Raw genomic sequence first — 25,029 nt, 5'->3', positions numbered from 1 at the left:
ACGTTGTGAGGCGGGAATCTGCCTGATATTCTTGTCATATACAAATTCACAGGAGGCATGATGTATGAGCAAAAAAATCGCAGTTCTGATGACAGATCAATTTGAGGATATTGAATATACAAGCCCGGCGGACGCATTTAAAGAAGCGGGCCACAGTGTGGTGACAATAGATTTGGAAGCAGGGAAAGAAGTGACGGGCAAACACGGTGAGAAAGTAAAGATCGATCAAGCGATCTCAGACGCAGACGCCAAGGAATTCGATGCGTTATTGATTCCCGGAGGCTTTTCACCGGATCTTCTGCGCGGAGATGACCGCCCGGGTGAATTCACTAAAGCATTCGTGGAAGATCAGAAACCTGTTTTCGCAATCTGCCACGGCCCGCAGCTGCTGATTGATACCGACCTTCTTAAAGGAAAAGATATCACGGGATTCCGCAGCATCCGCAAAGACTTAATCAATGCCGGCGCACATTATAAAGATGAAGAAGTCGTCGTGAGCCATAACATCGTAACGAGCAGAACACCTGACGATTTGAAAGCCTTTAATCGTGAATCATTGAACCTGCTGAAATAAGAGAAAAAAGCACAGACCCGTTCAGTCTGTGCTTTTTTTATGGATTTATAAAGAAACACCAATAGTTAGACCTATTCTCTTCCCCATCCATAATAAGTAAAATTAAGAGTAGGTTTTTCGACACTCGACAGGAGGTTCGCTATGTGGATGATCATTTTGCTGCTTATCATTTTAATCGGTTTTACCGGTAATATCGTCTCGCTTTTGAGAGCGCAAAAACACGCATCTCAAAGAATAATTGAGCTTTTAGAAAAGCAAAGCCGAAAATAACCTGTTAGCGCTGTGTTACCCATAATAGTAATAATAATTCCGGCAGATTTCCTGAAATATGATTTGATGCCCTTTCTCGTTCGGATGAAGACCTTCTGACATGCACATGCTGCGGAAAGCGGGATTATACGGGTCGATAAGATCAGTATCAAACAGGTCGGCATACGGTACAGAGAGGAGTGTGCAGGCTTCTTTTTGGGCTTTCACATAGTCAGCCAGCTTCAGACCCAGTTTATTTTTATCAGTATCACGGCGGACGATTTTTCCTTTTGATATTTTTGCTTGTCTCGTTGGGGTCACCACAATGATGCTCGCGCCTTTATTTCCGCTTCGCAGCTGCTGAATCACTTGGCAGAAGCCTCCGTAAAATGTGGTGATATCCTTTTCATCTGTACCGATGGGAATGTGGTTGCACCAATCATCATCTGTTCCCTGGACAATGATGACATCATGTCCCTTTGTTTTAAGCGCCTGCTGATAAATGTTACCGCTTCCGTTGTTGCTCATGTTAACGCCGCTGACAGACAGATTGGTTATATCAGCGTTTGTCCGGTCTTTCAGAATGTCACCAAAGCCGTATTCCGCACGCAGCCCCCGGGCGACGCTGTCACCTAAGATCGCGATTTTTGAAGCCTTCCGCAGCCTGCTTATGCTGATGAAGTCAATGCTGATATGCCCGCTGTCCGTGATATGCAAAAGCTTGCTGCTTATGTTTGGCAAAGAGACTGTCTTTCCTTCAGAGTTATAAAAATCCTCATTCAGCTTCATTCGGCGTCATCCCTTCCTTTTTATCCTCCGGCATCTTTTTTGACATAAAAAACGGACACGAACAAACAGCGCCATGTTGTCAGTTCAGTGTCCGCAGATGATGATACCGGATCTTTTATGCAGTTCTCTTGCCATTATAGCAGATCCCCGTTACTTGTAATAGAGTCTGCAGTCAGCATTTAAAACAGCGTTTGCGGGTGCGTTTTTGATGAGACCGTCTGCTGCGGGAACGGTGTGTCCGGCGATGCGTCCGTCTTCTGCTGCGGGAACGGTGTGTCCGGTGATGCGTCCGTCTTCTGCTGCGGGAACGGTGTGTCCGGTGATGCGTCCGTCTTCTGCTGCGAGAACGATGTGTCCGTTTTCTGCTGCGGGAACGGCGCGAACATTTTTTAGAAACCGGTTCTTGGTATAAATACTCCCCTAAACCTTCTCTTTCCGCAACGGCAACTCCATGTTCAATTTCTTTAACAGAAATAGCGTTCAATTCTGTTCACCTCCCTTTTTCTTTACAACATAACGTATGAAATGAACCCCTCACGTGTATAAGCTTCTCTCTCATATGAGCGAGAAATAGTCATTTATACAACAAAAAGACTCGTGGGAACGGGCCTTTTGCCGGGAACAAACGCAAACATAAGATCGATTTATTTCTTCCTCTCGCTCTCCGGCTCGGGGTGAATCATTACCTGTGCTTGTTTGAATTCATTCGTAATATCTCTTTCAATGCGGTCACACAGGTCGTGCACGTCTTTAATCGTCACGTGAGAGGCTACGACCAGGTGAAAATCAATATACTCCTGCGGGCCGGAGCGTCTTGTACGAAAATCGTGAATTTCAATAAATTCCTGTTGAAATGTTTCAATAATCTTTAAAATTGTTTTTTCTTCCTCTTCCGACAAACGGGTATCAATCAGCGGCGGGAATGCTTCTTTCATTAACTTAAACGCTTCATATATGATATACACCGCCAGCACCATACCTATAATGGGATCAAGTATGTACCACTCCGTTACGGTAACGACCAAAAGGCTTGCCGCTACGCCTAATGATGTGTACACGTCAGTCAGTAAATGCAGGGCATTTGATTTCATTGCCACGGAATTAACCTTTTCGGCTTCTCTTTTTACGAACTTCGAAACGATCAAATTAATGAGAGCCCCCGCAAGCATCACAACAATGCCCAATACGGGCAGATGAACCGGCGCCGGGTTGACCAGTTTTTGAACGCATTCATATATCATCCAAATCCCTGCCGCAAAAATCAGAATCGTCTCGATAGTCCCCGACAGATTCTCGACTTTTCCATGACCGTACGGATGCCCTGTATCAGCCGGCTTTTTTGAAATTCTGACGGAGATAAAGGCAATGAAGGCGGCGATCAAATCTAAAAAAGAATGAATGGCTTCAGAAAGTATCGCGACAGATCCGGTTATTATCCCCACCACTATTTTGAGCATGACGACCAGGGAATTGCTTATAACCGATAAAAAAGCGATTTTAGAGGTGTTTTCCACCGTGATCCTCCTCTTTTTAACTTCTTGAATTTATCGTATCAAACGGCATTCGTGTGGGTCTACGGCAACGTTTTTCACAAAAGCCATACATGTAACTCACCATAAACTAAGTTGGAAAGCGACAAAACAGGCGCACCTTTCTTTCAGCACTCAAGTCCCATTGACAAGATATAATCGCTTACATTATAGTAGTTTCATGAATAACCACTACGGAGGATGTTTATGGAGGATGTTCTGAAAGAATTACAGAAATTTGGATTTTCTCAATATGAATGTAAAGCATATATCGGCTTGTTGAAACACTCGCCTGTTACCGGATATGAAATCAGCAAAAGGTCAGGCGTCCCCCGCTCAATGATCTATGAAGTATTGGGGAAATTAGTTGATAAAGGCGCTGTCCATATTGTGCCGTCTGATCCGGTTACATATGCCCCGCTGGCCGGAAAGGAATTAATCGACCGGCTCCGGCACGATTTCGAGAGCTCATTCGGCTACCTTGAGGAAAAGTTATTGGCACTGGAAAGCGAGCAGGAGATGAATGTCATCCGCCGCATCAGCACGAATGATCATGTCATCAATGAGATGAAGGATATGATTGAAAAAGCCGAGGAAGAGTTGTGGCTGTCTGTCTGGGAACAGCAGATTCCCTTTATTCAAGAAGCCGCTAACAAACGCGCCGCCGAACAATTGCCCGTCTTTTCGATTGTGTTCGGCCCTCCGGAAGTGAAGCTCGGAAATACGACAAATCATAATATGTCTCCTGAAGTGGCGGAGAAACGGATGGGCGGGAGATTAACGATAGCTGCCCGCGATAATAAAGAAGTCTTAATCGCCAATTTTTCCCCGCAGACGAATGCCTGGGCCATTAAATCAGAAGATCCCGCTCTCGTTCTCGTGGCTATGGAATATATGAGGCACGATCTGATGTTCGCGGAGCTTGTGAAAGAAGTAGGGGCTGAAAAAGTTGAGGGCCTGATGAAACAAAACCATTCGTTATTTCATGTCGTCACCGGAAATCGGTTCATATAAATGTGAACCGTATTTTCTTTGATTTTTTCATTAGTCGTTATCATTATAATCTCTATGAAAGGAGTATAAAAAATGATTAACACAGAAGTGCAAAAAACCGCCGTTTCCCGGGAAATGAACGATACGTTTTTACAGGGGGTGCGGGATTGTGTGCCTACGCTGCTGGGCTATATGAGCATCGGTTTTGCTTTCGGCATCGTTGGCGTTGCCTCTCATCTAAGCATTCTTGAAATTTGTTTGTTATCTTTGTGTGTCTATGCCGGCGCCGCCCAATTTATTATTTGCTCGCTCCTTGTTTCCGGGAGTCCTATTTCCGCCATTATTTTAACGACGTTTATCGTCAATCTGCGGCACCTTCTGCTGAGCCTGACCATCGCGCCGTATTTCACGAAATACTCTTTGCTGAAAAATATCGGCTTCGGGGCTTTGCTTACTGACGAATCTTTCGGGGTAGCGGTGAACAAAGCGGCTCAGAACGGCAGGTTATACGATAAGTGGATGAACGGTCTCAATATAACCGCTTACGTGTGCTGGGTTATTTCCTGCGTGATGGGCGGGCTTCTCGGACAATGGATATCTGATCCTTACGCGCTCGGCCTGGACTTTGCTTTGCCCGCTATGTTTGCGGCGCTGCTTGTGCTGCAATTGCAGTCGTCCGCTTCGGAAAAGCTGAAGCACAGCCTCTCCTTAATTCTCTATATGATCATTTTTATGGTCTTGTTATCGTATTTCGTCCCGTCACACATCGCGGTTATCGCCTCAACCGTGATTGTGGCAACGATCGGGGTGGTGACGGACAAATGAGCATCAGCACACAAATGATCTGGATTATACTCGGCTGCATGATTGTTACACTTGTGCCGCGCATTGTTCCGTTTATATTTGTCCGGAACATTCAGATGCCTGAGTTGGCTTTAAAATGGCTCTCCTTTATTCCGCTTTGTATTTTGACGGCTCTGGTAACGGAAAGCATGATTGTGAAAACAAACAGCGCTTTGACCTTTGATTGGAAAGCAATGATCGTTCTCATCCCGACATTGCTTTGCGCGATGCGGACAAAAAGCTTATCCATCACGGTCATCACAGGAGTCGTGCTGATGGCCGCCGTCAGGCTGATATGGTGACAATCAAAAGCCTCCATTCCGCAGAATGGAGGCTTTCCCTTTATGATGTCGGATTTTCTTCTTCCGTCTCTGATTCCTCGGCTTTGGCTTCGGCATTTATGCTTTGCTGCTGTTCCCAATGATCCCGCTGCAATCTTTCTTTTGCGATGGTAAACATGAAATTCACGGCGCAGCACCCCTTCCCTGTTTTGCTTATACTATGTACTGTACTCATTTCCCCGTGCAGTATTCACAAAACATAAAAAAGCAGCCTGCCGCATTGAGCGGCCGGACTGCTTTTTATTTTCAGTACGTGATCAGGAAGTATTTTTTCTTTCCGCGGCGCAGTACGGTAAATTGATCTTCAATGCGGTCTTCCGCAGTCAGAAGATGCCCGATGTCCGTCTGGCGCTCGCCGTTAATGTAAACAGCTCCGTTTTGAATGTCTTCGCGGGCCTGCCGTTTTGAAGGCGACAATTTAGATTCCACAAGCACGTCTACTAAAGACAGTTCTTCAGAGCGGTCTTTTTCAAACGAAGGTACATCTTTAAATCCTACCTTGACGTCTTGAGCGGAAAGCTCTTTAATATTGCCGCTGAACAGCGCCTGGGAGATATGAACGGCCTGCTCAAGCGCTTCGCGGCCGTGTACAAGAACAGTCACCTCTTCAGCGAGACGTTTCTGCGCTTCTCTTTTCTCAGGAGCCGTCTCCGTTTTTTCAGCATAAGCTTCAATTTCCTCTTTTGATAAGAAAGTAAAGTATTTTAAGTATTTGACGACGTCGCGGTCATCTGTATTGATCCAGAACTGGTAGAATTCGTACGGCGATGTTTTTTCTTTATCAAGCCAAATGGCGCCGCCTTCCGTTTTGCCGAATTTCGTGCCGTCAGCTTTTGTGACGAGCGGAATGGTAAGACCGAAAGCTTTCGCCCCTTCTTCTTCTGATTTTCTGATCAGTTCAAGACCGGCCGTGATGTTGCCCCACTGGTCACTGCCTCCGATTTGGAGTTTGCAGTTCTTTTCTCTGTACAGATTCAGAAAATCGTAGGATTGCAGGATCATGTAGCTGAATTCCGTGTAAGAAATCCCGGTTTCAATTCTTGAGCTTACGGTATCTTTCGCAAGCATGTAGTTAATTCCGAAGTTCTTTCCGACGTCACGGAGAAATTCAATAATGCTCAGCTTTCCGATCCAATCAAAGTTGTTCGCTATGACAGCGGGGTTTTCTCCGGCCTCGAAATCTAAAAATCGGGAAAGCTGATTTTTAATTTTTTGCGACCATTCGACAACGATATCCTGAGTATTTAACGTACGCTCCGCTTTTTTGCCGCTCGGATCGCCGATCAGTCCCGTCGCGCCGCCTACAAGCGCAATCGGATGGTGGCCTGCAAGCTGGAAACGGCGCAGTGTCAATATCGGCAGAAGGTGTCCGATGTGCAGGCTGTCAGCCGTCGGGTCAAACCCTGAGTATAAACGGATTTTTTCTTCGTTCAGCTGTTTATTCAGTCCTTCTTCATCCGTCATTTGCTGGATTAAGCCGCGGAATGATAAATCCTCTAATAAGTTAGTCATTTTGTCTGCTCCTTTGTTTATGAAAATAAAAAACGCCCCTTCGTTTAAAACGAAGGGACGATATAATCGCGGTACCACCCTACTAATAAAAGCATAAAAAAGCTTTTATCACTCTTTTTGATAACGGACCGTGTCCGTTCTTTCACTACTGAAAGCCTTGGAATGGCTTTGTTCGCAAAAGCGGTTCATGAGTGTATTCGGCATATCTTATGTGCTGATTTTCACCGGCCATCAGCTCTCTTGAACAATCAGATATCCTACTTGTCTCAATCAAAACCTTTTCGTATGAAGCTTACTCATTTTTAACATAAATAAGATACGATGTCAACGCCGTCTTTAATCTTCCATTGTGGACAGATCGCCTGCCGGCAGGTTCAGCTCCCATGCCTTCAGCACACGTCTCATGATTTTTCCGCTCCGTGTTTTCGGAAGTTTATCTTTGAATTCAATTTCCCGCGGTGCGGCATGCGCGGCAAGCCCCTGTTTTACAAAGAGGCGAATGTCCTCCTTCAGCTGATCGGATGGCTCATGCCCTTCTCTGAGCGCGATAAACGCTTTAATAATTTCTCCCCGGACAGGGTCCGGCTTTCCGATGACGCCGGCTTCGGCAATCGCGGGATGTTCAACAAGTTTGCTTTCGACTTCAAACGGGCCGACGCGCTCGCCGGATGTCATGATGACATCATCGACTCTGCCTTGGAACCAGAAATAACCGTCTTCATCCATATAAGCAGAATCTCCGGAAACATACCAGCCGCCCGGCATGAAATAAGAATCATATTTCTCTTTGTTATTCCAAATGGAATCCATCATCGACGGCCAGCCCTTTTTAATGGCGAGATTTCCCATTCGGTACGGCGGAAGCTCATTTCCCTGATTGTCAACGATCGCCGCTTCCACTCCCGGAATCGGTTTCCCCATTGAACCCGGCTTGATCTCCATGCAAGGATAATTGCAGATGAGCTGACCGCCCGTTTCTGTCATCCACCATGTGTCGTGGATGCGCTTGCCGAATACTTTATGTCCCCACTTGATGACCTCGGGGTTCAAAGGTTCTCCGACACTCAGGACGTGACGAAGTGAAGTAAGGTCAAATTTGGATGCCATTTCATCTCCGGCGCCCATAAGCATTCTGAAAGCCGTCGGAGCGCTGTACCAGACGCTGACACCGAGCTTCTCAATCGTGCCGTACCAGTTTTCCGGACTGAATCTGCCGCCGACGATCACATTCGCCGCTCCGTTCAGCCACGGCGCAAATATCCCGTACACCGTCCCGGTCACCCAGCCCGGGTCCGCAGTGCACCAGTAAATATCGTCTTCTTTAAGATCAAGCACCCACTTGCCGGTCTGGTATTGCTGAATCATGGCTTCATGAACGTGGAGCACACCTTTAGGCGTTCCGGTAGATCCTGATGTGTAGTGAAGCAGGTAGCCGTCTCTTCTGTCCATCCATTCAATATCAAGTCTCGTGCTTTCTCCCTCAGCCGCTTTATCATAATGGATGATTTTATCTCCCGCTTCTTTGCTGCCGCCGACAATGAAAATATGCTCGAGGTCGGGCAGGCTGTCCGCCGGAATCCGTTCGGCCAGTTCAGGTGTCGTCACGACAACCTTTGCCTGGCTGTTCAAGAGGCGGTCTTTGACGGCGCCTTCCATAAACGCTTCAAATAAAGGACCGGCGATCGCACCGATTTTAATTGCGCCGAGCATGATAAAGTAAAGCTCCGGCGAACGCGGCATGAAAATAAAAACGCGGTCCCCTTTTTCCACGTTTCCATACCGTCTCAGTACATTTCCCGCCCGGTTCGATTCCTCCATCATTTCTTTAAATGTGTATTTTTCATCCCGGTTTGCGTCCTTGTAATACAGCGCTACTTTGTTTTTTCGAAATGATTCGGCATGACGGTCAATTGCTTCATACGCCGCATTCAGCTTCCCCGTCTGATGCCAGGAAAACTCCGCTTCGACCTCTTTCCAATCGAAGCTGCGGTACGTTTCCTCATAATTTCGCAGATGATAATTCCCCTTTTCCGCCGGCAACGCTTTCAAATTCATGCAACATCCCCCTTTGCTTATCTATAGACTAATTATAGTAGATGTTCACAGTTTTCTCAATTTTTAAAATATAAATTACAACACTATTGAAAACGCTTTATATTTTGTTATGCTTAAGAGAGATGTGTTTTTATTAAGAACCGACAGGCGGTGAATCAGTGAAACATCATAAAACGTACCATTCTTCATTAATTCAGACAGCAGCCGGCCCTCTTTTAGTAGAAGGGCCCGTTCCTCCAGATGACCTAGCACAGTATGAGTTTCATGAAGGCCTGACAGCCTTTCGCCTTCCTCATGAACAGCACAAAGCGTTAATCGAGATCGCCGGGCTTCCTGAAGGTCGGATCATTATCGCCAGGGACGGACAGACGATTATCGGCTATGTGACGTATTTATATCCTGATCCGCTTGAACGGTGGTCTGACGGAAATATGGAAGACCTCCTTGAACTCGGGGCGATCGAGGTCGCTCCCGGCTACAGGGGCTGTTCTGTCGGAAAAACGCTGCTGACAGTCAGCATGATGGATGAACAGATGGAACGGTACATCATCATGACGACGGAATATTACTGGCATTGGGATTTAAAAGGAATGAAAAAAGATGTGTGGGAATACAGAAAGATCATGGAAAAGATGATGAATGCCGGGGGTCTTGTCTGGTTCGCAACGGATGAACCGGAAATCAGCTCTCACCCGGCCAATTGTCTGATGGCCCGCATCGGCAGGCACGTCAGTCAGGAGTCAATTGAACAGTTCGACAGGCTTCGTTTTTATCAGCGATTTATGTATTGACTGACATACAAAGGGGATAAAAAGATGATTGCAGAACAAATCATGAAACGGGACGTCATCACCGTCTCAAAACACGACTCCATTGAAACAGCCGTCCGTAAAATGAAGGCATATCATATCCGCCATCTCCCTGTCATCGACGACGAGCTGCACGTCACCGGTATTGTCACAGATAGAGACATTAAACAGGCCGGCCCCGGCAGCTTTGAACAAAAGGAACGCGGCGCGTTTCTGACAAACAAAGTGGAGACCATTATGAAGCGGAATGTCATCTGCGCCCATCCGCTTGACTTTGTAGAAGAAATATCCGCTTCCTTTTATGAGCACGGCATCGGCTGTCTGCCGATTACGGTAAACCATAAGCTGACGGGCATTTTAACGAAAACCGACGTGCTCCGGACTTTCGTCAGCCTGACAGGCGCGGCCCAGCCGGGATCACAGGTGGAAATCCTGGTGACGGATATGACAAAAAGCCTTGCTGATCTCAGCTGCATGTGCCGTGATCTTCAGCTGCAAATCCTGAGTGTGCTCGTCTATCCCCATGATTCCGCCGGGTCGAACATTCTCGTCTTCCGGGTGAAGACGATGAATCCGCTCCCTTTTATCCGTGCCGTTCAAGAAGCCGGATACAATGTCTTATGGCCGAAACATTTGAGGGATCAGCCATGAGAGACAGCGTTTTTGTTTACTCGCCTTCTTATCAGACGTATCAATTTCATCAGGAACATCCGTTCAATCAGCGCCGCGTGCTTTTAACATACGATCTGCTTCAGGCGGCGGATGCGTTTGACGAAGGAGATATCGTCACACCGCGCACGGCCGCTAAAGATGAGCTGGCTCTCGTTCATACGGAGGATTATATACAGGCGGTGGAACTAGCGGGTGCGGGCCGGCTCCCTGCCGCAGAAGGAGAAAGCTACGGTCTCGGAACGGAAGACACCCCCGTTTTTGCCGGCATGCATGAAGCCGCGTCACTTCTGGTGGGCGGCACCTTAACGGCGGCTGATTATGTCATGACGGGACAAGCTAGGCACGCCTGCAATTTAGGAGGCGGCCTTCACCACGGCTTCCGCGGCAGGGCCTCAGGCTTTTGTATCTATAATGACAGCGCCGTGGCTATCCAATACATCCAGAAGAACTACGGGGCAAAAGTGCTATACATTGATACAGACGCTCATCACGGCGACGGCGTTCAATTTACGTTTTACGACAGGTCTGATGTCTGCACTGTATCTTTTCACGAGACCGGGCGTTATTTATTTCCCGGGACGGGACAGGTACTGGAAAAAGGAAGCGGGCAAGGCTACGGCTATTCTTTTAACATTCCGCTGGATGCTTTCACAGAGGACGATTCCTTTCTTCACGCTTACAAAACGGCCGCCTCAGAAATCGCGGCTTTTTTTAAGCCGGATGTGATACTTACCCAAAACGGTGCGGACGCCCATTATTACGACCCGTTGACACACCTGTCCAATACAATTTCCATTTATCAGGAGATCCCGCGGCTCGCTCATTCATTAGCCCATCAATATTGCAGCGGCAAATGGATTGCGGTCGGCGGCGGCGGATACGATATTTGGAGGGTCGTCCCGAGAGCATGGAGCCGCATTTGGCTTGAGATGAAAGGGATTGATCCCGGGGAGCGCATACCGCAGAAATGGATTGATAAATGGCAGAAGCACTCCCCCTGCACGTTGCCCGCTTTTTGGAGTGACCCTGAACAATTATATCCTCCGATTCCCCGCAAAGAAGAAATTTCAGAAAAAAATGCCCAAACCGTGGAAAAAGCACTTTTTGCCATCCGGTCTGAGCAGCGGTATAAAACAAAATAAAAAACGACCTTATGACGAGGTCGTTTTTTTGATCACAATTTCTACACGGCGGTTTTCTTTCATATGTCCGGGACTTTTGTTGTCCTTCACAGGTTTCGTATCCGCATACCCGGCAGAGATAAACCGTTTGGCGGAAAAGTCTTCATTCGCGGTAAAATACCGGATCACACTCGCCGCTCTTGCAGACGACAGCTCCCAGTTCGACGGAAATTGATAGGTGGAAATCCGGCGGCTGTCCGTATGGCCTTCTACCTGTATGTCATTCGGAATTGTTTTTAAAAGTACCGCGATCTGATGCAGAACCGGCTCGGCGTTTTTCAGCACATCCGCTTTTCCCGTCTGAAACAGAACGGCCTCCTGCAGCACAAGGACCACTCCGCGCTCATCGCGCTTCGCCGTCAATTTCGAACTCAAATGATGCGCTTTTATGTATGTCTTCACATTTTGTAACAGCAAATCCTGTTGTTTATTTTCGTTTGCTTTGTCTGATGACGCCGGTTCACCCCCGCTGCCGTTTGTATGAATCGATGAAACGGCAGATTGAAATTTTTCCGCGTCTATTTGCGACATCGAAAAAAGCAATATAAAGAACACGAGAATGAGCGTGATCAAGTCAGCGAACGTCACCATCCATCTCGGTGAACCGCCGGAATGTTCCGGTTTGTTTCTTCTTTCAAAACGCTCTTTTCTAAGCTTCATGGACAGCGCCCTTTTTCTTGTTCGCAGGCTGTCCTTTACGCCAGTCTTCTCTTGAGCTGAAGACGACAAGCTGACTTTCGAGGTTGCGGGGATTTTTGCCCGATTGGATGCCGACAACCCCTTCGATCATGACCTGTTTGATGAAAATTTCACTTTCCGTTTTTTCTTCAAGCTTTGCCGCGATTGGGATAAATACCAAGTTGGCAAGCAGCGCTCCGTACAGCGTCGTCAATAGCGCAACGGCCATGTTCGGTCCGAGGGTATGCGGGTCATTTAAGTTTTTAAGCATGAGAACGAGTCCGACGAGCGTCCCGATCATTCCCCAGGCGGGTGCGAAATCACCGGCTTTTTCAAAAACGCGTCTTCCTTTTCTATGTCTTTCTTCCATCGCGGCGATCTCAGAATCCATCACCAGCCGGATCGTTTCCTCGTCCCAGCCGTCAATCGCAAGCAAAAGCCCTTTTTTTAAAAACGGATCCTTGATCTCACGCGCCTGGTCATCCAGAGACAGCAGCCCCTGCCTGCGCGCCTGCTCCGAAAGGCTGACAAATACTCTGACAAGCTCTTTCACATTGTCATCCTGACGGGAGAATACCTGTTTCAGAACAGAAGGGGTTTTCTTTAAATCCCTCGGCGGAAAACTGATAAAGATCGCCGCAGCAAGGCCGCCTGTGACGATTAAAAAAGAAGTCAGATCTAAAAATGAACTGATTCCCGCCAGTCCCGTCCCTGACAGAATACCGATTGCGACAATAATACAGCCTAACATAAAGCCAACGGGCGTCAGATAATCAAAACGTTTCATATCTTCTCCTTACTCAAGTAAAAAAGCAAGATTCCACCCCTCAGAGTGAAGCTTGCTTTTCCGTTTTTTTATGACTTGGTTGATTGTCTTAATTCGATGCGGTGAGGCAATTCGACGATATGCTCTTCAACCGGCTCTTTGTTCATCAGTTTTGTCAAAAGTCTCATCGCCACGGCGCCGATATCGTACGTAGGCTGCACGACTGTTGAAAGCTGAGGGCGGACCATCAGGCTCAATCTCGTATTGTCAAAACCGATAATATCAAGATCATCAGGTATCGAAAGACCTTGATCTTGGGCCGCATGGATAATGCCGAGGGCCATTTCATCCGTCGCAGAAAGAATCGCCGTCGGTTTCCGGTCAAGGCCCATCAAGCTTTGAAGCGCCTCCATACCGGAATCATAGGTGTAATCGCCTTCCGCTACGAATTGCTCGTTAAACGGAATCGCCGCTTCTTCAAGCGCCCGTTTGTACCCTTGCAGTTTTTTCGAACGGTTGATCGGCTCTTGCATCGGTCCGGAGACGAATGCAATATCGCGATGCCCTTTATCAATAAAAAGCTTAACGGCATCATAAATCGCCTGTTCATAATCAATGGCGACAGAAGGCGTCTCGCCCTGTTCTTCCACTGATGCCGCCAAGACGATCGGCACAGGAGAGCGCTTAAATTCTTCGACATGCTCGTCCGTAATGTTGCCGCCCATAAATACGATACCGTCCACTTGTTTGCCGAGCATCGTATTTAACAGATGCAGTTCTTTCTCAAGATTTTGGTCCGAGTTGCTTAAAATAATATTATATTTGTACATCGTCGCGATATCTTCAATTCCACGCGCAAGTTCCGAGTAGAAAATGCTTGAGATATCAGGGATGATGACGCCGACCGTTGTCGTTTTTTTGCTTGCAAGCCCTCTTGCCACCGCGTTCGGGCGGTAGCCGAGCCGGTCAATGGCTTCCAATACTTTTTTTCTGGTCGTCGGTTTTACATTCGGGTTGCCGTTCACGACGCGGGAAACAGTTGCCATACTGACATTTGCTTCTCTGGCCACATCGTATATCGTAATGTTGCTCACTGAAACCACTCCTTTTACTGGATACACTTATCCTTATCTATAGCATAAACACTTTATGTAAAGAAATGTCGTACGATTTCGCATTCTGTCGTTTATGATTGTAAGCGTAAGTCAGTAGTGTACATTATTTTTCATTATTCATCAAATTTAAATATCTCTCATGAAATTATACACGTTTTTCCCAGTGATGAAAACGTTCACTTTCATTTTATAATTAAATAAAATGAAGATACGAAAAAAAAGCCGCGCGAGGCGGCCTTTAAAGAGCGGAACGTTGTATTATGCTTTTACTTTCAGCATTGGCTTTAATTCGTTCAGCCATTTCTCGAATTCAGGTATATCCATCTGCTGCGCAGAGTCTGAAAGGGCAACGGAAGGATCAGGGTGAACTTCGGCCATCACGCCGTCAGCGCCGATCGCAAGCGCCGCTTTTGCTGTCGGAAGCAGGAGATCGCGGCGTCCTGTTGAGTGTGTGACGTCAACAAACACCGGCAAGTGAGTTTCCTGTTTCAAAATCGGCACGGCAGAAATGTCGAGTGTGTTTCTCGTTGCCGTTTCGTACGTTCTGATTCCGCGCTCACAAAGAATGATTTGGTCGTTTCCTTGTGACATGATGTATTCAGCTGCATTGATGAACTCTGAAATTGTTGCGGCAAGACCGCGTTTTAACAATACCGGCTTTTTAACGGAGCCGGCCGCTTTCAGCAATTCAAAGTTTTGCATGTTCCGCGCGCCGATCTGAATGACGTCAATGTAATCAATCGCTTGCTCAATGTGGGCGGGCGTTACGATTTCACTGATCACCGCGAGGTCATATTCATCAGCGACGCGTTTAAGAATTTGCAGGCCTTCAACGCCGAGACCTTGGAAATCATACGGACTTGTGCGGGGTTTAAACGCGCCTCCGCGCAGGATTTTAATGCCTTGTTTTTTCGCTGCGGCCGCTACTTCGGCAACCTGCTCATAGCTTTCTACGGCACAAGGTCCGACGATGAATCTCTGATCGCCGTCACCGATTTTTTCGCCTTTAATATCAACGATCGTATCTTCTGCTTTTTTCTTCCGGGAGACGAGCAACGCTTTGCTGTGATCCTCTTCTTGAAGTTCAAGTCCGGCTTTGAAAATTTCTTTGAAAATATGCTGGATCGTTGAGTTTTCAAATGGGCCGTCATTGCTTTCAATAATGCGGTTAAGCATTGTACGCTCTCTGACAGGGTCAAATCGGTTGACACCCTGTGCTTCCTTTGCTTTACCGATTTCTTTTACAACGGCTCCGCGTTCATTGATTAATTTAAGGATTTCTAAGTTTAGTGCGTCTGCCTGCTGTCTTAGGCTCTCTAATTCCTTGTTGCTCATCTTTTTCATCCCTTCTATGCTATGTTTTATTTTAATGGTTAACATGCATCTTACTACAGTTATGCGAAAATAGGAATATGAAATAATAAATTTTTTCACATTTTACTTTATCACCAAAACGCTTTTAAGCTTTTATGCGTTGAAGTAACGTATATTGATATCCTACATGATCCGGCTGAAATGATCAATAGTTTTTTTCAAAAAAAAACCGCCGGTATCAACCGGCGGCCAGCAATTATGAAAGGTGCTGCTCTATTGCGTTTTTTGTGATTTGTGAATGAGACGCGTGCCATTTCACTTCGCCGTTTGTAATGACGAATACTTGCGGGCTTTCATGTTTCACGCCGTATGTCTCGGCGATATAGTTTGAAAGCGGCCGGCTGTCCTGCACCTGCAGGTAATAAGAAGGCACTTCCGAATGCTCCGATGCAAAGGCGTCAAACTCCTGAAACGCGGCTTGGCTGATCGGGCAGGTTGTGCTGTGTTTCAAAAACACGAGCGTGTTTTCTTTCTCAGCGGCATTTTTGAACTCTTCTTCAGACGATATCAGCTGTTTTGTCATGTCGGTTATCTCTCCTTATTGAAGATCAGCGATTTGCCTGACCGGCTTTTTCCCCGGCGTCTTCCGCTTCGGCCTTGATGCTTTGGGCCGTGTCCTGCATTTCGCTTCTCGTCTCTTCGGCTTTCTCGGTTAGTGTGCTCTTAGAACGGTCTTTTAAATCCTTCACTTTATTCATAATCTGGCCTGACTGATCAGCTACCAGCTGGGTGATATTAGATGTTTTGTCCTTGGCGATGCTGACATATTGAGAGCCTTTTTCTTTCGCGTCGGCCGTCATTCTGTCCGTCTTATCCTTTAACGCAGAAGCCTGACTGCCGAGATCGTCTCGCAGCTCCTTACCTGATTTAGGCGCCAGAAACAACGCCGTTGTCGCGCCGATAATTCCCCCGATCAGCGTTCCGATTAAAAAATCCTTACTATTGATTCCATCTTTGCTCATTATGATTCCTCCTTAGTGGATTTTTCTTATGATTAAAGCGATGTTTTTTTCTTTTGCTTCCACTTGTCCCATATTTCCATAGCGGCCTGGCTCCAGGTGACAACCTGACTGATCTTATCCTGATTCTCTCTTACAGAGGCCGTAACGGAACCTGCTGCCTGCTTTATGGATGTATTAAACTGCTGGACGGAAATTCCCACTTCCTGGACAGCATGGACAACCGTATTTAATTTCTCTGATTTTTCCTGAATGTCTTCCGCGAGACGGTTTGTCTTATGTAACAGCTCGGTTGTCTCTGCGGTAATGCCTTTCATCTGCCCTTCAAGGCCGTCTAAAGTCGAGGCAACGTTTGTTAAGGTCATCTGCACGGACTTTAATGTTTTGGACAGATAGATGACGAGGATGAGAAATGCAACGGCAATGAGTGCGACGCTTAAGTAAAGAATGATGATCATCTAATACCTCCTTAATGCAGGATATAGTGGTATATACCCAATTCTTAAAATGATAAACATATATGAAAGATCTGTATGTATACTATTTCTCCGTTTCTCGGTAAATCCCTTTGCAGCACGCACAAAAAAGCAGTGAGAGCCCCACTGCTTTTTCGTTACGCTATGACGTTTTCATAGGCTCTCATATATTTTTGAATGTCTCCGGCGCCCATGAAGATCAGCACTGCGCCTTCATGCGCTTTTAACACGGATGTGTCATTTTCTTCAATGAGTTCTGCGTTATCGATTTTTTCCTGAAGATCCGTGATCGTGAGCTTGCCGACGTTCTCGCGGGCAGAGCCGAAAATGTCACACAGATACACGCGGTCGGCCGCGCTTAAGCTTTCTGCGAATTCATCCAGGAATGATTGCGTCCGTGTAAACGTATGCGGCTGAAATACCGCGATGATTTCACGTTCGGGATATTTTTGGCGCGCCGCCTCAATCGTGACTTTGATTTCAGTCGGATGGTGGGCGTAGTCGTCGATCAGTACCTGGCTGCCGATCACTTTTTCATTGAATCTGCGTTTGACGCCGCCGAATGATTCAAGTCCGAGCTTAATCATGTTCACGTCTATCTCTTCATAGTGGCAGAGCGCAATGACCGCTAAGGAATTGAGGACATTGTGATGGCCGTATGCCGGGATGTAGAACGTATCGTAAAACGTATTGCGGACAAAGACGTCAAATGTCGTGCCTTCCGTATTTTTTACGATGTTTCTCGCTTGAAAATCGTTTTCTTCTCCCGTGCCGTAATACACGACAGGCACATTGGCGTGAATTTTCGGCAGGTACTCGTCATCACCGCAGGCAATGATGCCTTTGTTGACTTGAAGCGCCATGTTTTGGAAAGCATCAAACACATCGTCAATGTTGGCGAAATAATCAGGGTGGTCAAAATCAATATTCGTCATAATCGCATAATCAGGCTGATAGCTTAAGAAATGACGGCGGTACTCGCAGGCTTCAAATACAAAGTATTCGCTGCTTTCATTTCCTCTGCCCGTTCCGTCCCCGATAAGAAACGAAGTCGGCTTCGCCTGCTGCATCACGTGTGCCAAGAGGCCCGTTGTGGACGTCTTGCCGTGTGCGCCCGTTACCGCGACACTTGTATATTTTTTCATATATTCAGCTAAAAATTTATGATATCTGATGACAGGAATCCCTTCAGCGAGCGCCTTTGCGATTTCCGGATGAGAATCAGGGAATGCGTTTCCGGCGATTACCGTTAAGCCGGGTTTGATGTTATCGGTGCTGAACGGATAGATCGGGATATTTCTTTTTTCAAGGGCAGCCTGAGTGAAAATCTGCTTCTCGATATCCGATCCCTGCACCTGATACCCTGTATCATGCAGGATTTGAGCAAGCGGGCTCATACCTGTCCCTTTTATTCCAACAAAATGATAAACAGTCATAATCGTACCTCCAACAAACGTCTATCTGTTCCCCAGTATATGACGCTCATTTCATTTTGCGACCGCCGCGGGCGAAAAGCCCGCACAGCGGCGCTTCCATTTATTTTTACGTTATCGTCAGTATCTGTAACTTTCTTTTTGATTAAACCTGCCGCATGATATTTCAGCGCGTGACAGTGATGCAGTTTTGATGGTCCATCCACTATCATACCATGTTTGTGAGAAAAATGAACGATATTCTTATTCTTGAGCAATGTCAGCGGCCGTAATCAGCACTTCACGGGGTTTGCTGCCCTTCGCTTCTGAGATCATGCCTTCGGCTTCCATCATGTCAATCAGCCTCGCGGCGCGGTTATAACCGATTCTGAACCTTCTTTGAAGGCTTGAGGTGCTGGCGCTGTTTTGCTCCACGACGAATTGGCACGCCTCAGGAAACAGTTCGTCTTCTTCCTTGAGGGCGGTTCCCTGCCTGATCAGTTCTTCCTGTTCAAACAAATAAGAAGGCGGCAGCTGCTTTCTGACATGAGAGACGACGCGGTCAATCTCTCTGTCGGATACAAAGTTGCCCTGCAGGCGCACCGGTTTTCCGGTACCGTTTTCCCAGTACAGCATGTCGCCCTTTCCGAGCAGCTTTTCCGCTCCCGCCATGTCGATGATCGTTCTGGAATCTACCTGGCTTGAGACGGAGAATGCAATCCTCGTCGGTATGTTTGCCTTGATCATTCCTGTAATGACATCGACAGACGGACGCTGTGTCGCGACAAGCAGATGAATGCCGCAGGCTCTCGCTTTCTGCGCGATTCTGGCAATGCTTTCTTCCACATCGTTCGGCGCGACCATCATTAAATCGGCAAGCTCATCAATAACCACTACGAGGTACGGGAGCTTTTCGCCTGTCTTATGATCGGCGGTTAATTCATTAAAGCGGCCGATATCTCTCACACCCGAATGGGCAAACAGTTCATATCGCCGTTCCATCTCTTCCACAACCCATTTTAACGCGGCGGTCGCGGCTTTGGCGTCCGTGATTACGGGGCTGACCAAATGCGGAATTTGGTTATAAGGCGCAAGCTCGACCATTTTCGGATCAATCAGAAGCATTTTGACATCACTCGGATCCGCCTTATAAAGCAGACTGACCAAAATGGTATTGATGCAGACGCTTTTTCCCGATCCTGTCGCACCCGCTATCAACCCGTGCGGCATCTTTTTCAAATCAATGACGACCGGGTTTCCGGAAATATCGACACCGAGCGCGGCTGTAAGCGGAGACGGATTCGTCCTGAAAGCGGCGCTTCTGATCATCTGCCTTAAATCGACGACTTTGCTTACGCGGTTCGGAACTTCAATGCCGATCGTGTTTTTACCGGGGATCGGCGCCTCAATCCGAATATCCTTGGCAGACAGGCTCAGTTTAATATCATCTGCTAAGTTAGTAATTTTGTTCACTTTCACTCCGGGCTCAGGATGCACTTCAAAACGTGTGACGGACGGGCCTTGTGTGACATGAACGACTTGGGCGCGCACATTAAAGTTTTTCAGCGTAACGTTTAAAAGCTCGCGCTGTTCTTCAATCCACGATTGGTCGTCATGTCTTTGCGCCGGCGGTACGTCCAGAAGCGACAGATTCGGAAAGACATAGCTCGCTCCGCCCTCTGGCGTCTTCGTCTGCTTGTGTTTATCGCTTTTAAGCATCATGACGTTAAACGGAACATTGCGCTCTTTCGGCCGCTCCGCTTTTTTCACAGTCTGAGGCTGTCCGGGATGCTCCGTTTTTTCTTCGGCAGGCCGGGACGGGGCATCGGCCGTCTCGATGCTTGCAGGTTCAGGCTCGGAATCTGAATGCCGCTCGGCTTCATTGTACTCAGGCTGAGCATCTGCTTCCTGTTTCGCGTCGGTTTCACCTGATTCGGGCTTGTCTTCAGACTGCGGCTGAACTTCCTCATCGTATCCGGGTTCTGTGTATGTATACACCGGTTCTTCTGCGGTTTCAAAAGGCGGTGCTTTTTCCGGCTCATGCTCCTGATATTCCTCCTGCGGCGCCGCTTGTTCCTCTGTGTTTTCAGCCGTTCGGGATGCTTCATACTCAGACTCTATTATAGGCTGCGGGCGGGTTTGTTCATGCTCTTGTTCTTCTGTAAAGCCGGCAGACTCCGCGCTTTCCGTGTGCTCCCGCTCTTCAGTCTGCTGCGGTTCTGCTGCTGCAAACACTTGCTCTTTTGCATTCTCACCCTCGGTGTGAAGCTCCTCTTTTTTAGCAGCTTGGATTTCTTCCGTTTCTTGTTTCGCAAACGGTTCTGGCCGGTCATTCGTCTGTTTTGTTATGCCGGATGTTGTGAAGACGGGCTCTTTTTCCGTTTCCTGACCGGCTTTTGGCGGAACAAATTGCTCCTCTGACAGCAATGTTACGTTCTCTTCACGCCGCTTTTCGGAAATAGGCGCTTTTTTTATGCTGTGCTGAGATTGAAAGCCGTAAACCGGTGAAGGAATCGATGACGGTTTAAAGGGCTTTTTCACCGTATCAGGCTCTTTATGTGTATGCTGTTTCCGCTCGGTTTGCTCCTGCCCGGCGGCATAACCCCGGGACGGCTGGCGGCGTTCGTGCCTTTCCCGCTGTCTTTGGTTTTGCTCCGTTCGCTTATAGCCGTCCGGAACGACGGGGAAGCGGAAATTCCCTTTCGGATATTCGTAATATATTTTAGGATCTTCCATGCGCGTTAATTTGCCTTCTGGCTGATCCGGTATCTGCTGTTTCGGGATTTGGGCATGCGTGTTCGGTTCACGTTCATGCTCTTCTTCTTTTTCACCTAAAAATAAGTCAAAAAATTTATTCAGCCAACTCATGTTTAATCACTCTCTAACTCCCTTTTTAGTAGTCTGGGACGATATTTAGTATACCATTGCCGGGCGGCTCAGAAAAGATTAAGCTTCTAACTGAAGAAAGCCGTTAAGCAGGCCTGCTTAACGGCTTTCTCTCACATCATTCGATTCTGTGCGCTTATTTATGGGAGTTAGAATTGAAATGCTTCGCCGGCCTCGCGGCTGTCTTCAAGAACAAGAATCCCTTTTTCCGCCGGCGCATCCGGCAAAGCGAGTTCTTTCGCGGAGCAGATCATGCCGCTTGACGGAACGCCTCTTAATTCAGCGTCTTTAATCACAAGTCCGCTCGGCATTACCGCGCCGACTTTAGCGACGACGACTTTTTGCCCTTTGTCCACGTTCGGCGCGCCGCAAACGATTTGAAGGGTTTCCTCTCCCACATTCACTTGGCAGATATTCAGTTTATCCGCATTCGGATGTTTTTCTTTCGATTCAACGTGACCGACAACAAATTTCGGAGAAAGGTCAACCGTCAGCGTTTCTGAAACGCCGTTTCTGTTCAGTATTTCATTCACATCCTGAACGAATGTCTCAGACAAAGCGACGGGGCCATTGTCCTCAATCTGTAAGTAAGAAGACACATTAAAAATGTTAAAGCCCGTCGTTTCTTTTGTTTCTTTGTTAAAAATTCTGATGACATCGCCTTCTCTTTCATAGGCGATTTCTTCGCGTGCCGCATCTTTAAGAGAGATCAGAAGCGTATCTCCCACACCTTCTTTATTGTAAAAAGCGTTCATAAGAAAAATCCTTTCTAATCCTTTTTCGGCCGGCTTTTCGCCATGATAAACACAGGTTCCAGTCTGCCTTCATTATACAGAAATGAAAGGGCCGTAATCGGCACCGTGCCGCTTGCAAAGAAGCTCATGGACATTTGCCCTAAAATATCATAACCCGATTCATTTCGAATGTCAGCAAGTATTAATACATCTTGATGCGGGACGGAAATCGCCAATTCGCCTTCAGCGGCCTGCTTGTATTCATGAAGAATCGAATCATTGAGAATCCGGCTGGCGTCATAGCCGTCATTCGCCCTGAAAAAATAAAAATAATTGTCCGCAACCGTATCCTGTTTCACAACCGAAGGAAGAGAGCGGAGATTAAATGACGCCGTCTCCCTGATCCGTTCTTTTGTCCAGTTTTCTTTCTCGAGCATACGGCTGTCAATTAAGCGGTACGTCTTACCGAGGTCAAGCGCGTAGTAGATTCTCGTTTCGGCCGTATGGTCATCATACACGAGCGGAATGCCGTCGCTCGTTTGATCGGGAAATGATGTGGAGCGGATGACCGGATAGATTCCGGCTTCCTTTCCGGACATCTCCTGTCCGCTGCCTTCCATCGCCTCCATAGCTTCTGACACATAGTAGACGATTTCGTCGATCGCTTCTTCTTTTTTCGTCTCCCACTTCGCAATGATCGGCGGGAGTTCCAATGTGATGCCTTTTTTGGTCGTTTGATCCTCAACACGGAGGGTGTCTTTTTCTCTGTCAAAAAAGAAGGATCGGTTCTCGTGCTGCAGGCGCTGTTTTAATAAATCCGCCAGCTTCCTTGACGTCATTTTCAAAGCCCGTGGCCTCCTTTATGCTTTAGCAAGGGAATCGGTTAAAAATTGCTCAATTTCTTCTTTTGTTTTACGGTCTTTGCTGACGAAGCGGTTCACTTCTTTTCCTCCGTTAAACACAATAAAGCTCGGAATGCCGTAAATTTCCCATTCCGCGCATGTATCAATAAATTGATCGCGGTCTACGTAGTAATAAGTGAATTCAGGAAAGTCCGCTTCCAGCTCAGGGAGAAACGGCTCCACAAAGCGGCAGTCCGGGCACCAATCCGCTGAAAACATAAATACCGCCCAATCGTCTTGTACCGCTTTTTGCAATTCTTCCGTGCTTTCAATCTTTTTCATTGTCATTCCTCCATCTGGATTATGAGTTTTTTATATGCTGATGTTTGTCCAATTGGATCATACCAGACTGTTTACGGCAAGACCAACTATATGCAATATCATTATCATATTTCATTTGCATTATCAAGCAAGTTTCGTTTACCATTTTGCTTGTAGCCGTACGAAAATCTGAATATGTACATAAGGAGGGGCAAAAGATGCAGTTTGTCGTGTATTTAGCGGGTGAAATCCACAGTGATTGGCGGGATGAAATCAAACAAAAAGCAACAGCGCTGGACCTGCCGATTACGTTTGTCGGCCCGATGGAAAACCATGAACGCTCAGACAATATCGGAGAAGAGATTATGGGCGTGCAGCCCGATTCTGTTTTAAAAGACGCCAGAGCTTCCGATATCAACAATTTCCGTACAGAGGTGCTGATGGAAAAAGCCGATTTTGTGATCGCCCTGTTTGGCGAGAAATATAAACAGTGGAATACCGCGATGGATGCTTCTTATGCCATCGCAAAAGGAAAGCCGCTCATTCTCATCCGTCCGAAAGAACTTCATCATCCGCTGAAAGAGCTTTCCGGAAAAGCCAATATCACGGTCGAAACCGTCAATCAAGCGATGAAAGCACTCTCTTATTTATTTGAAACAGAATAAGCAGGCCGCCTTTATGCGGTCCTGCTTATTTTTTTACACATTTTCTCTGATCGTTTCGACCGTCTGTTTGTCACTCGCCATGACCAGCTTAATGAGCATTTCTTTCGCCGCGGCATAATCATCGACATGGATGATAGCGGCATTTGTATGAATGTATCTTGAACAAATACCGATGACGGCAGACGGAACCCCGCTGTTTGATATGTGGACCCGTCCGGCATCCGTTCCCCCGCCTGAAGCGAAATATTGATAAGGGATATTGTGCGTTTCCGCCATATCAAGGACGAACTCTCTCATCCCGCGGTGCATGACCGTCGTTCTGTCGAGAATGCGGAGCAGCACCCCCTCGCCGAGACGGCCGAACAGCTCCTTATCGCCGCTCATATCATTTGCCGGGCTGGCATCAAGCGCGAAGAAGAGATCAGGCTGAATCATATTGGCCGCTGTCTGCGCCCCTCTCAAGCCGACTTCCTCCTGTACGGTGGCCCCGGCGTACAGATTGTTCGGCAGGTCTTTTCCTTGCAGCTCTTTTAATAATTCAATGCTTAACCCGCAGCCGTAGCGGTTATCCCACGCTTTGGACAATATTTTCTTCTCGTTGGCCATCGGGGTGAACGGGCAGACCGGCACGACCTGCTGTCCCGGTCTGATCCCCATTTTGACCGCGTCCTCTCTGTCATCGGCACCGATATCAATCATCATATTTTTGATCTCCATCGGCTTTGCGCGCTGGGCATCTGTTAAAATGTGGGGCGGGATGCTTGAGATGACGCCGATAATCGGTCCGTTATCCGTCTGCACCTCGACGCGCTGGGCAAGCAGCACCTGGCTCCACCAGCCGCCTAGCGTCTGAAATCTCAGCATGCCGTTATCCGTAATCTGCGTTACCATAAACCCGACTTCATCCATATGGCCGGCTACCATAACGGTCGGCGCATCTTCAGCGCCGCGCCTTACTCCGAAAACACTTCCGAGTCTGTCCTGCACGATGTCATCCGCATATTTCGCAAGCTCCCGTTTCATAAAGGAGCGGACCTGATGTTCATTTCCCGGTGCGCCGGGAAGCTGCGTCAGCGTCCGGAAAAGCGTTTTCGTTTCCTCATTCATATTTTCCCCTCATTTCTATGTAATGCTTTTATTTTATTAGAAAAACAACCGTTTTCCAAGCGCTCAGATTGAATGGGCTGGAAAACCGCCGCTTTACTTAACACCGTCTGGCATCTTCTGTATAATAAAAACTACGACATAATTGGA

Annotated in this window: 28 protein-coding genes, 1 pseudogene and 1 other annotated feature; of the genes and pseudogenes, 9 read left to right on the top strand and 20 right to left on the bottom strand. The window is 47.3% G+C overall.

Going from position 1 to position 25,029, the window contains the following annotated elements; all coding sequences use genetic code 11:
- Positions 1–64: 64 nt before the first annotated feature.
- A complete protein-coding gene (locus tag K3G25_RS04020) occupies positions 65–574 on the top strand; it encodes a cysteine protease YraA (RefSeq protein ID WP_031304262.1) in 510 nt (169 codons plus the stop codon).
- Between the two features lie 141 nt (positions 575–715).
- A complete protein-coding gene (locus tag K3G25_RS20705) occupies positions 716–844 on the top strand; it encodes a hypothetical protein (RefSeq protein WP_007408761.1) in 129 nt (42 codons plus the stop codon).
- Between the two features lie 15 nt (positions 845–859).
- On the opposite strand, the gene K3G25_RS04015 is transcribed toward K3G25_RS20705, so the two are convergent.
- The 4 genes and pseudogenes from K3G25_RS04015 to K3G25_RS04005 all read right to left on the bottom strand — a co-directional run bounded on the left by K3G25_RS04015 (position 860) and on the right by K3G25_RS04005 (position 3,126).
- On the bottom strand, positions 860–1,612 hold the full coding sequence (locus tag K3G25_RS04015) for an SGNH/GDSL hydrolase family protein (protein ID WP_022552821.1): 753 nt from the start codon (positions 1,610–1,612) through the stop codon (positions 860–862).
- A 179-nt stretch (positions 1,613–1,791) separates the two neighbouring features.
- Positions 1,792–1,998, bottom strand: a complete 207-nt coding sequence (locus tag K3G25_RS04010; RefSeq protein WP_151276345.1) for a hypothetical protein — start codon at positions 1,996–1,998, stop codon at positions 1,792–1,794.
- 47 nt (positions 1,999–2,045) lie between these two features.
- Positions 2,046–2,096 (bottom strand): annotated as a pseudogene (locus tag K3G25_RS20840) (hypothetical protein); the annotation flags it as partial.
- A gap of 160 nt (positions 2,097–2,256) precedes the next feature.
- Positions 2,257–3,126: a cation diffusion facilitator family transporter gene (locus K3G25_RS04005; RefSeq protein WP_014418648.1), complete on the bottom strand. Its 870-nt coding sequence runs from the start codon at positions 3,124–3,126 to the stop codon at positions 2,257–2,259.
- Between the two features lie 222 nt (positions 3,127–3,348).
- Between K3G25_RS04005 and K3G25_RS04000 the strand changes: the two genes are divergently transcribed.
- From K3G25_RS04000 to K3G25_RS03990, 3 genes are all read left to right on the top strand, one after another.
- Positions 3,349–4,155 (top strand): TrmB family transcriptional regulator, encoded by an 807-nt coding sequence (locus K3G25_RS04000; protein ID WP_007408765.1) that lies wholly within the window; start codon positions 3,349–3,351, stop codon positions 4,153–4,155.
- A gap of 72 nt (positions 4,156–4,227) precedes the next feature.
- Complete coding sequence (locus K3G25_RS03995; RefSeq protein WP_021494461.1) at positions 4,228–4,959, top strand: AzlC family ABC transporter permease; 732 nt, start codon at positions 4,228–4,230, stop codon at positions 4,957–4,959.
- A complete protein-coding gene (locus K3G25_RS03990; protein WP_007408767.1) occupies positions 4,956–5,279 on the top strand; it encodes an AzlD domain-containing protein in 324 nt (107 codons plus the stop codon). The genes K3G25_RS03995 and K3G25_RS03990 overlap by 4 nt, the downstream gene beginning before the upstream one ends.
- Before the next feature lie 40 nt (positions 5,280–5,319).
- Here the strand turns inward: K3G25_RS03990 and sr7p are convergent, their stop codons facing one another.
- The 3 genes from sr7p to acsA form a co-directional block, all read right to left on the bottom strand.
- A complete protein-coding gene (gene sr7p, locus K3G25_RS20700; protein WP_007408768.1) occupies positions 5,320–5,445 on the bottom strand; it encodes a small protein SR7P in 126 nt (41 codons plus the stop codon).
- A 119-nt stretch (positions 5,446–5,564) separates the two neighbouring features.
- The gene (gene tyrS / locus K3G25_RS03985; RefSeq protein ID WP_007613147.1) at positions 5,565–6,830 is read right to left on the bottom strand and encodes a tyrosine--tRNA ligase; all 1,266 of its coding nucleotides are present in this window, start codon (positions 6,828–6,830) and stop codon (positions 5,565–5,567) included.
- Between the two features lie 50 nt (positions 6,831–6,880).
- Positions 6,881–7,113: a binding site (T-box leader), on the bottom strand.
- A gap of 53 nt (positions 7,114–7,166) precedes the next feature.
- On the bottom strand, positions 7,167–8,885 hold the full coding sequence (acsA, locus tag K3G25_RS03980) for an acetate--CoA ligase (protein WP_014418650.1): 1,719 nt from the start codon (positions 8,883–8,885) through the stop codon (positions 7,167–7,169).
- Between the two features lie 158 nt (positions 8,886–9,043).
- Between acsA and K3G25_RS03975 the strand changes: the two genes are divergently transcribed.
- The 3 genes from K3G25_RS03975 to K3G25_RS03965 are packed head-to-tail and all read left to right on the top strand — an operon-like array spanning position 9,044 to position 11,508.
- Complete coding sequence (locus K3G25_RS03975) at positions 9,044–9,676, top strand: GNAT family N-acetyltransferase (protein WP_014418651.1); 633 nt, start codon at positions 9,044–9,046, stop codon at positions 9,674–9,676.
- A 24-nt stretch (positions 9,677–9,700) separates the two neighbouring features.
- The gene (locus K3G25_RS03970) at positions 9,701–10,345 is read left to right on the top strand and encodes an acetoin utilization AcuB family protein (RefSeq protein WP_014418652.1); all 645 of its coding nucleotides are present in this window, start codon (positions 9,701–9,703) and stop codon (positions 10,343–10,345) included.
- Complete coding sequence (locus K3G25_RS03965; RefSeq protein ID WP_232489736.1) at positions 10,342–11,508, top strand: acetoin utilization protein AcuC; 1,167 nt, start codon at positions 10,342–10,344, stop codon at positions 11,506–11,508. Before K3G25_RS03970 ends, K3G25_RS03965 begins: the two co-directional genes overlap by 4 nt.
- Positions 11,509–11,517: 9 nt before the next feature.
- Here the strand turns inward: K3G25_RS03965 and motS are convergent, their stop codons facing one another.
- From motS to K3G25_RS03905, 12 genes are all read right to left on the bottom strand, one after another.
- Positions 11,518–12,207 carry a flagellar motor protein MotS gene (gene motS / locus K3G25_RS03960; RefSeq protein WP_232489597.1) on the bottom strand — a complete coding sequence of 230 codons (690 nt, stop codon included), beginning with the start codon at positions 12,205–12,207 and terminating at the stop codon, positions 11,518–11,520.
- The gene (gene motP / locus K3G25_RS03955; RefSeq protein WP_007408775.1) at positions 12,197–13,012 is read right to left on the bottom strand and encodes a flagellar motor protein MotP; all 816 of its coding nucleotides are present in this window, start codon (positions 13,010–13,012) and stop codon (positions 12,197–12,199) included. Before motP ends, motS begins: the two co-directional genes overlap by 11 nt.
- A gap of 68 nt (positions 13,013–13,080) precedes the next feature.
- Positions 13,081–14,085, bottom strand: a complete 1,005-nt coding sequence (ccpA, locus tag K3G25_RS03950) for a catabolite control protein A (RefSeq protein WP_003152385.1) — start codon at positions 14,083–14,085, stop codon at positions 13,081–13,083.
- Positions 14,086–14,364: 279 nt separating this feature from the next.
- Positions 14,365–15,441, bottom strand: coding sequence for a bifunctional 3-deoxy-7-phosphoheptulonate synthase/chorismate mutase (locus K3G25_RS03945; RefSeq protein WP_003152383.1), 1,077 nt, complete (start codon positions 15,439–15,441; stop codon positions 14,365–14,367).
- A gap of 235 nt (positions 15,442–15,676) precedes the next feature.
- Positions 15,677–16,003: a bacillithiol system redox-active protein YtxJ gene (ytxJ, locus tag K3G25_RS03940; protein WP_014418654.1), complete on the bottom strand. Its 327-nt coding sequence runs from the start codon at positions 16,001–16,003 to the stop codon at positions 15,677–15,679.
- A 25-nt stretch (positions 16,004–16,028) separates the two neighbouring features.
- On the bottom strand, positions 16,029–16,442 hold the full coding sequence (locus tag K3G25_RS03935; RefSeq protein WP_003152380.1) for a YtxH domain-containing protein: 414 nt from the start codon (positions 16,440–16,442) through the stop codon (positions 16,029–16,031).
- 32 nt (positions 16,443–16,474) lie between these two features.
- On the bottom strand, positions 16,475–16,897 hold the full coding sequence (locus K3G25_RS03930; RefSeq protein WP_232489596.1) for a DUF948 domain-containing protein: 423 nt from the start codon (positions 16,895–16,897) through the stop codon (positions 16,475–16,477).
- Between the two features lie 155 nt (positions 16,898–17,052).
- Entirely contained in the window at positions 17,053–18,351 is a 1,299-nt protein-coding gene (gene murC / locus K3G25_RS03925; RefSeq protein WP_061862490.1) for a UDP-N-acetylmuramate--L-alanine ligase, read from the bottom strand.
- 240 nt (positions 18,352–18,591) lie between these two features.
- Complete coding sequence (locus tag K3G25_RS03920; RefSeq protein ID WP_109567133.1) at positions 18,592–21,195, bottom strand: DNA translocase FtsK; 2,604 nt, start codon at positions 21,193–21,195, stop codon at positions 18,592–18,594.
- A 167-nt stretch (positions 21,196–21,362) separates the two neighbouring features.
- Positions 21,363–21,968, bottom strand: a complete 606-nt coding sequence (gene ytpR / locus K3G25_RS03915; protein ID WP_022552814.1) for a YtpR family tRNA-binding protein — start codon at positions 21,966–21,968, stop codon at positions 21,363–21,365.
- 14 nt (positions 21,969–21,982) lie between these two features.
- Complete coding sequence (locus K3G25_RS03910; RefSeq protein WP_012118213.1) at positions 21,983–22,792, bottom strand: DUF1444 domain-containing protein; 810 nt, start codon at positions 22,790–22,792, stop codon at positions 21,983–21,985.
- Between the two features lie 15 nt (positions 22,793–22,807).
- Positions 22,808–23,131: a thioredoxin family protein gene (locus tag K3G25_RS03905; RefSeq protein ID WP_014418658.1), complete on the bottom strand. Its 324-nt coding sequence runs from the start codon at positions 23,129–23,131 to the stop codon at positions 22,808–22,810.
- A 197-nt stretch (positions 23,132–23,328) separates the two neighbouring features.
- On the opposite strand from K3G25_RS03905, the gene K3G25_RS03900 reads away from it, so the two are divergent.
- Positions 23,329–23,775, top strand: coding sequence for a YtoQ family protein (locus tag K3G25_RS03900; RefSeq protein ID WP_014418659.1), 447 nt, complete (start codon positions 23,329–23,331; stop codon positions 23,773–23,775).
- A gap of 33 nt (positions 23,776–23,808) precedes the next feature.
- Here the strand turns inward: K3G25_RS03900 and K3G25_RS03895 are convergent, their stop codons facing one another.
- Entirely contained in the window at positions 23,809–24,882 is a 1,074-nt protein-coding gene (locus K3G25_RS03895) for a M42 family metallopeptidase (RefSeq protein ID WP_014418662.1), read from the bottom strand.
- Between the last annotated feature and the right edge of the window lie 147 nt (positions 24,883–25,029).

It is taken from the genome of Bacillus sp. FCW2, assembly GCF_021228595.1.
Lineage (GTDB): Bacteria > Bacillota > Bacilli > Bacillales > Bacillaceae > Bacillus > Bacillus velezensis.
This window is presented reverse-complemented; position numbering and strand designations above follow the sequence as displayed.

What these genes read in the sequence shown, in the direction of transcription:
- K3G25_RS04020 (WP_031304262.1), top strand. Translation starts at nt 65, where the DNA reads ATGAGCAAAAAAATCGCAGTTCTGATGACAGATCAATTTGAGGATATT.
- K3G25_RS20705 (WP_007408761.1), top strand. Translation starts at nt 716, where the DNA reads ATGTGGATGATCATTTTGCTGCTTATCATTTTAATCGGTTTTACCGGT.
- K3G25_RS04015 (WP_022552821.1), bottom strand. Translation starts at nt 1,612, where the DNA reads ATGAAGCTGAATGAGGATTTTTATAACTCTGAAGGAAAGACAGTCTCT.
- K3G25_RS04010 (WP_151276345.1), bottom strand. Translation starts at nt 1,998, where the DNA reads ATGTTCGCGCCGTTCCCGCAGCAGAAAACGGACACATCGTTCTCGCAG.
- K3G25_RS04000 (WP_007408765.1), top strand. Translation starts at nt 3,349, where the DNA reads ATGGAGGATGTTCTGAAAGAATTACAGAAATTTGGATTTTCTCAATAT.
- K3G25_RS03995 (WP_021494461.1), top strand. Translation starts at nt 4,228, where the DNA reads ATGATTAACACAGAAGTGCAAAAAACCGCCGTTTCCCGGGAAATGAAC.
- K3G25_RS03990 (WP_007408767.1), top strand. Translation starts at nt 4,956, where the DNA reads ATGAGCATCAGCACACAAATGATCTGGATTATACTCGGCTGCATGATT.
- tyrS (WP_007613147.1), bottom strand. Translation starts at nt 6,830, where the DNA reads ATGACTAACTTATTAGAGGATTTATCATTCCGCGGCTTAATCCAGCAA.
- acsA (WP_014418650.1), bottom strand. Translation starts at nt 8,885, where the DNA reads ATGAATTTGAAAGCGTTGCCGGCGGAAAAGGGGAATTATCATCTGCGA.
- K3G25_RS03970 (WP_014418652.1), top strand. Translation starts at nt 9,701, where the DNA reads ATGATTGCAGAACAAATCATGAAACGGGACGTCATCACCGTCTCAAAA.
- K3G25_RS03965 (WP_232489736.1), top strand. Translation starts at nt 10,342, where the DNA reads ATGAGAGACAGCGTTTTTGTTTACTCGCCTTCTTATCAGACGTATCAA.
- motS (WP_232489597.1), bottom strand. Translation starts at nt 12,207, where the DNA reads ATGAAGCTTAGAAAAGAGCGTTTTGAAAGAAGAAACAAACCGGAACAT.
- motP (WP_007408775.1), bottom strand. Translation starts at nt 13,012, where the DNA reads ATGAAACGTTTTGATTATCTGACGCCCGTTGGCTTTATGTTAGGCTGT.
- K3G25_RS03945 (WP_003152383.1), bottom strand. Translation starts at nt 15,441, where the DNA reads ATGAGCAACAAGGAATTAGAGAGCCTAAGACAGCAGGCAGACGCACTA.
- ytxJ (WP_014418654.1), bottom strand. Translation starts at nt 16,003, where the DNA reads ATGACAAAACAGCTGATATCGTCTGAAGAAGAGTTCAAAAATGCCGCT.
- K3G25_RS03935 (WP_003152380.1), bottom strand. Translation starts at nt 16,442, where the DNA reads ATGAGCAAAGATGGAATCAATAGTAAGGATTTTTTAATCGGAACGCTG.
- K3G25_RS03930 (WP_232489596.1), bottom strand. Translation starts at nt 16,897, where the DNA reads ATGATCATCATTCTTTACTTAAGCGTCGCACTCATTGCCGTTGCATTT.
- murC (WP_061862490.1), bottom strand. Translation starts at nt 18,351, where the DNA reads ATGACTGTTTATCATTTTGTTGGAATAAAAGGGACAGGTATGAGCCCG.
- K3G25_RS03920 (WP_109567133.1), bottom strand. Translation starts at nt 21,195, where the DNA reads ATGAGTTGGCTGAATAAATTTTTTGACTTATTTTTAGGTGAAAAAGAA.
- ytpR (WP_022552814.1), bottom strand. Translation starts at nt 21,968, where the DNA reads ATGAACGCTTTTTACAATAAAGAAGGTGTGGGAGATACGCTTCTGATC.
- K3G25_RS03905 (WP_014418658.1), bottom strand. Translation starts at nt 23,131, where the DNA reads ATGAAAAAGATTGAAAGCACGGAAGAATTGCAAAAAGCGGTACAAGAC.
- K3G25_RS03900 (WP_014418659.1), top strand. Translation starts at nt 23,329, where the DNA reads ATGCAGTTTGTCGTGTATTTAGCGGGTGAAATCCACAGTGATTGGCGG.
- K3G25_RS03895 (WP_014418662.1), bottom strand. Translation starts at nt 24,882, where the DNA reads ATGAATGAGGAAACGAAAACGCTTTTCCGGACGCTGACGCAGCTTCCC.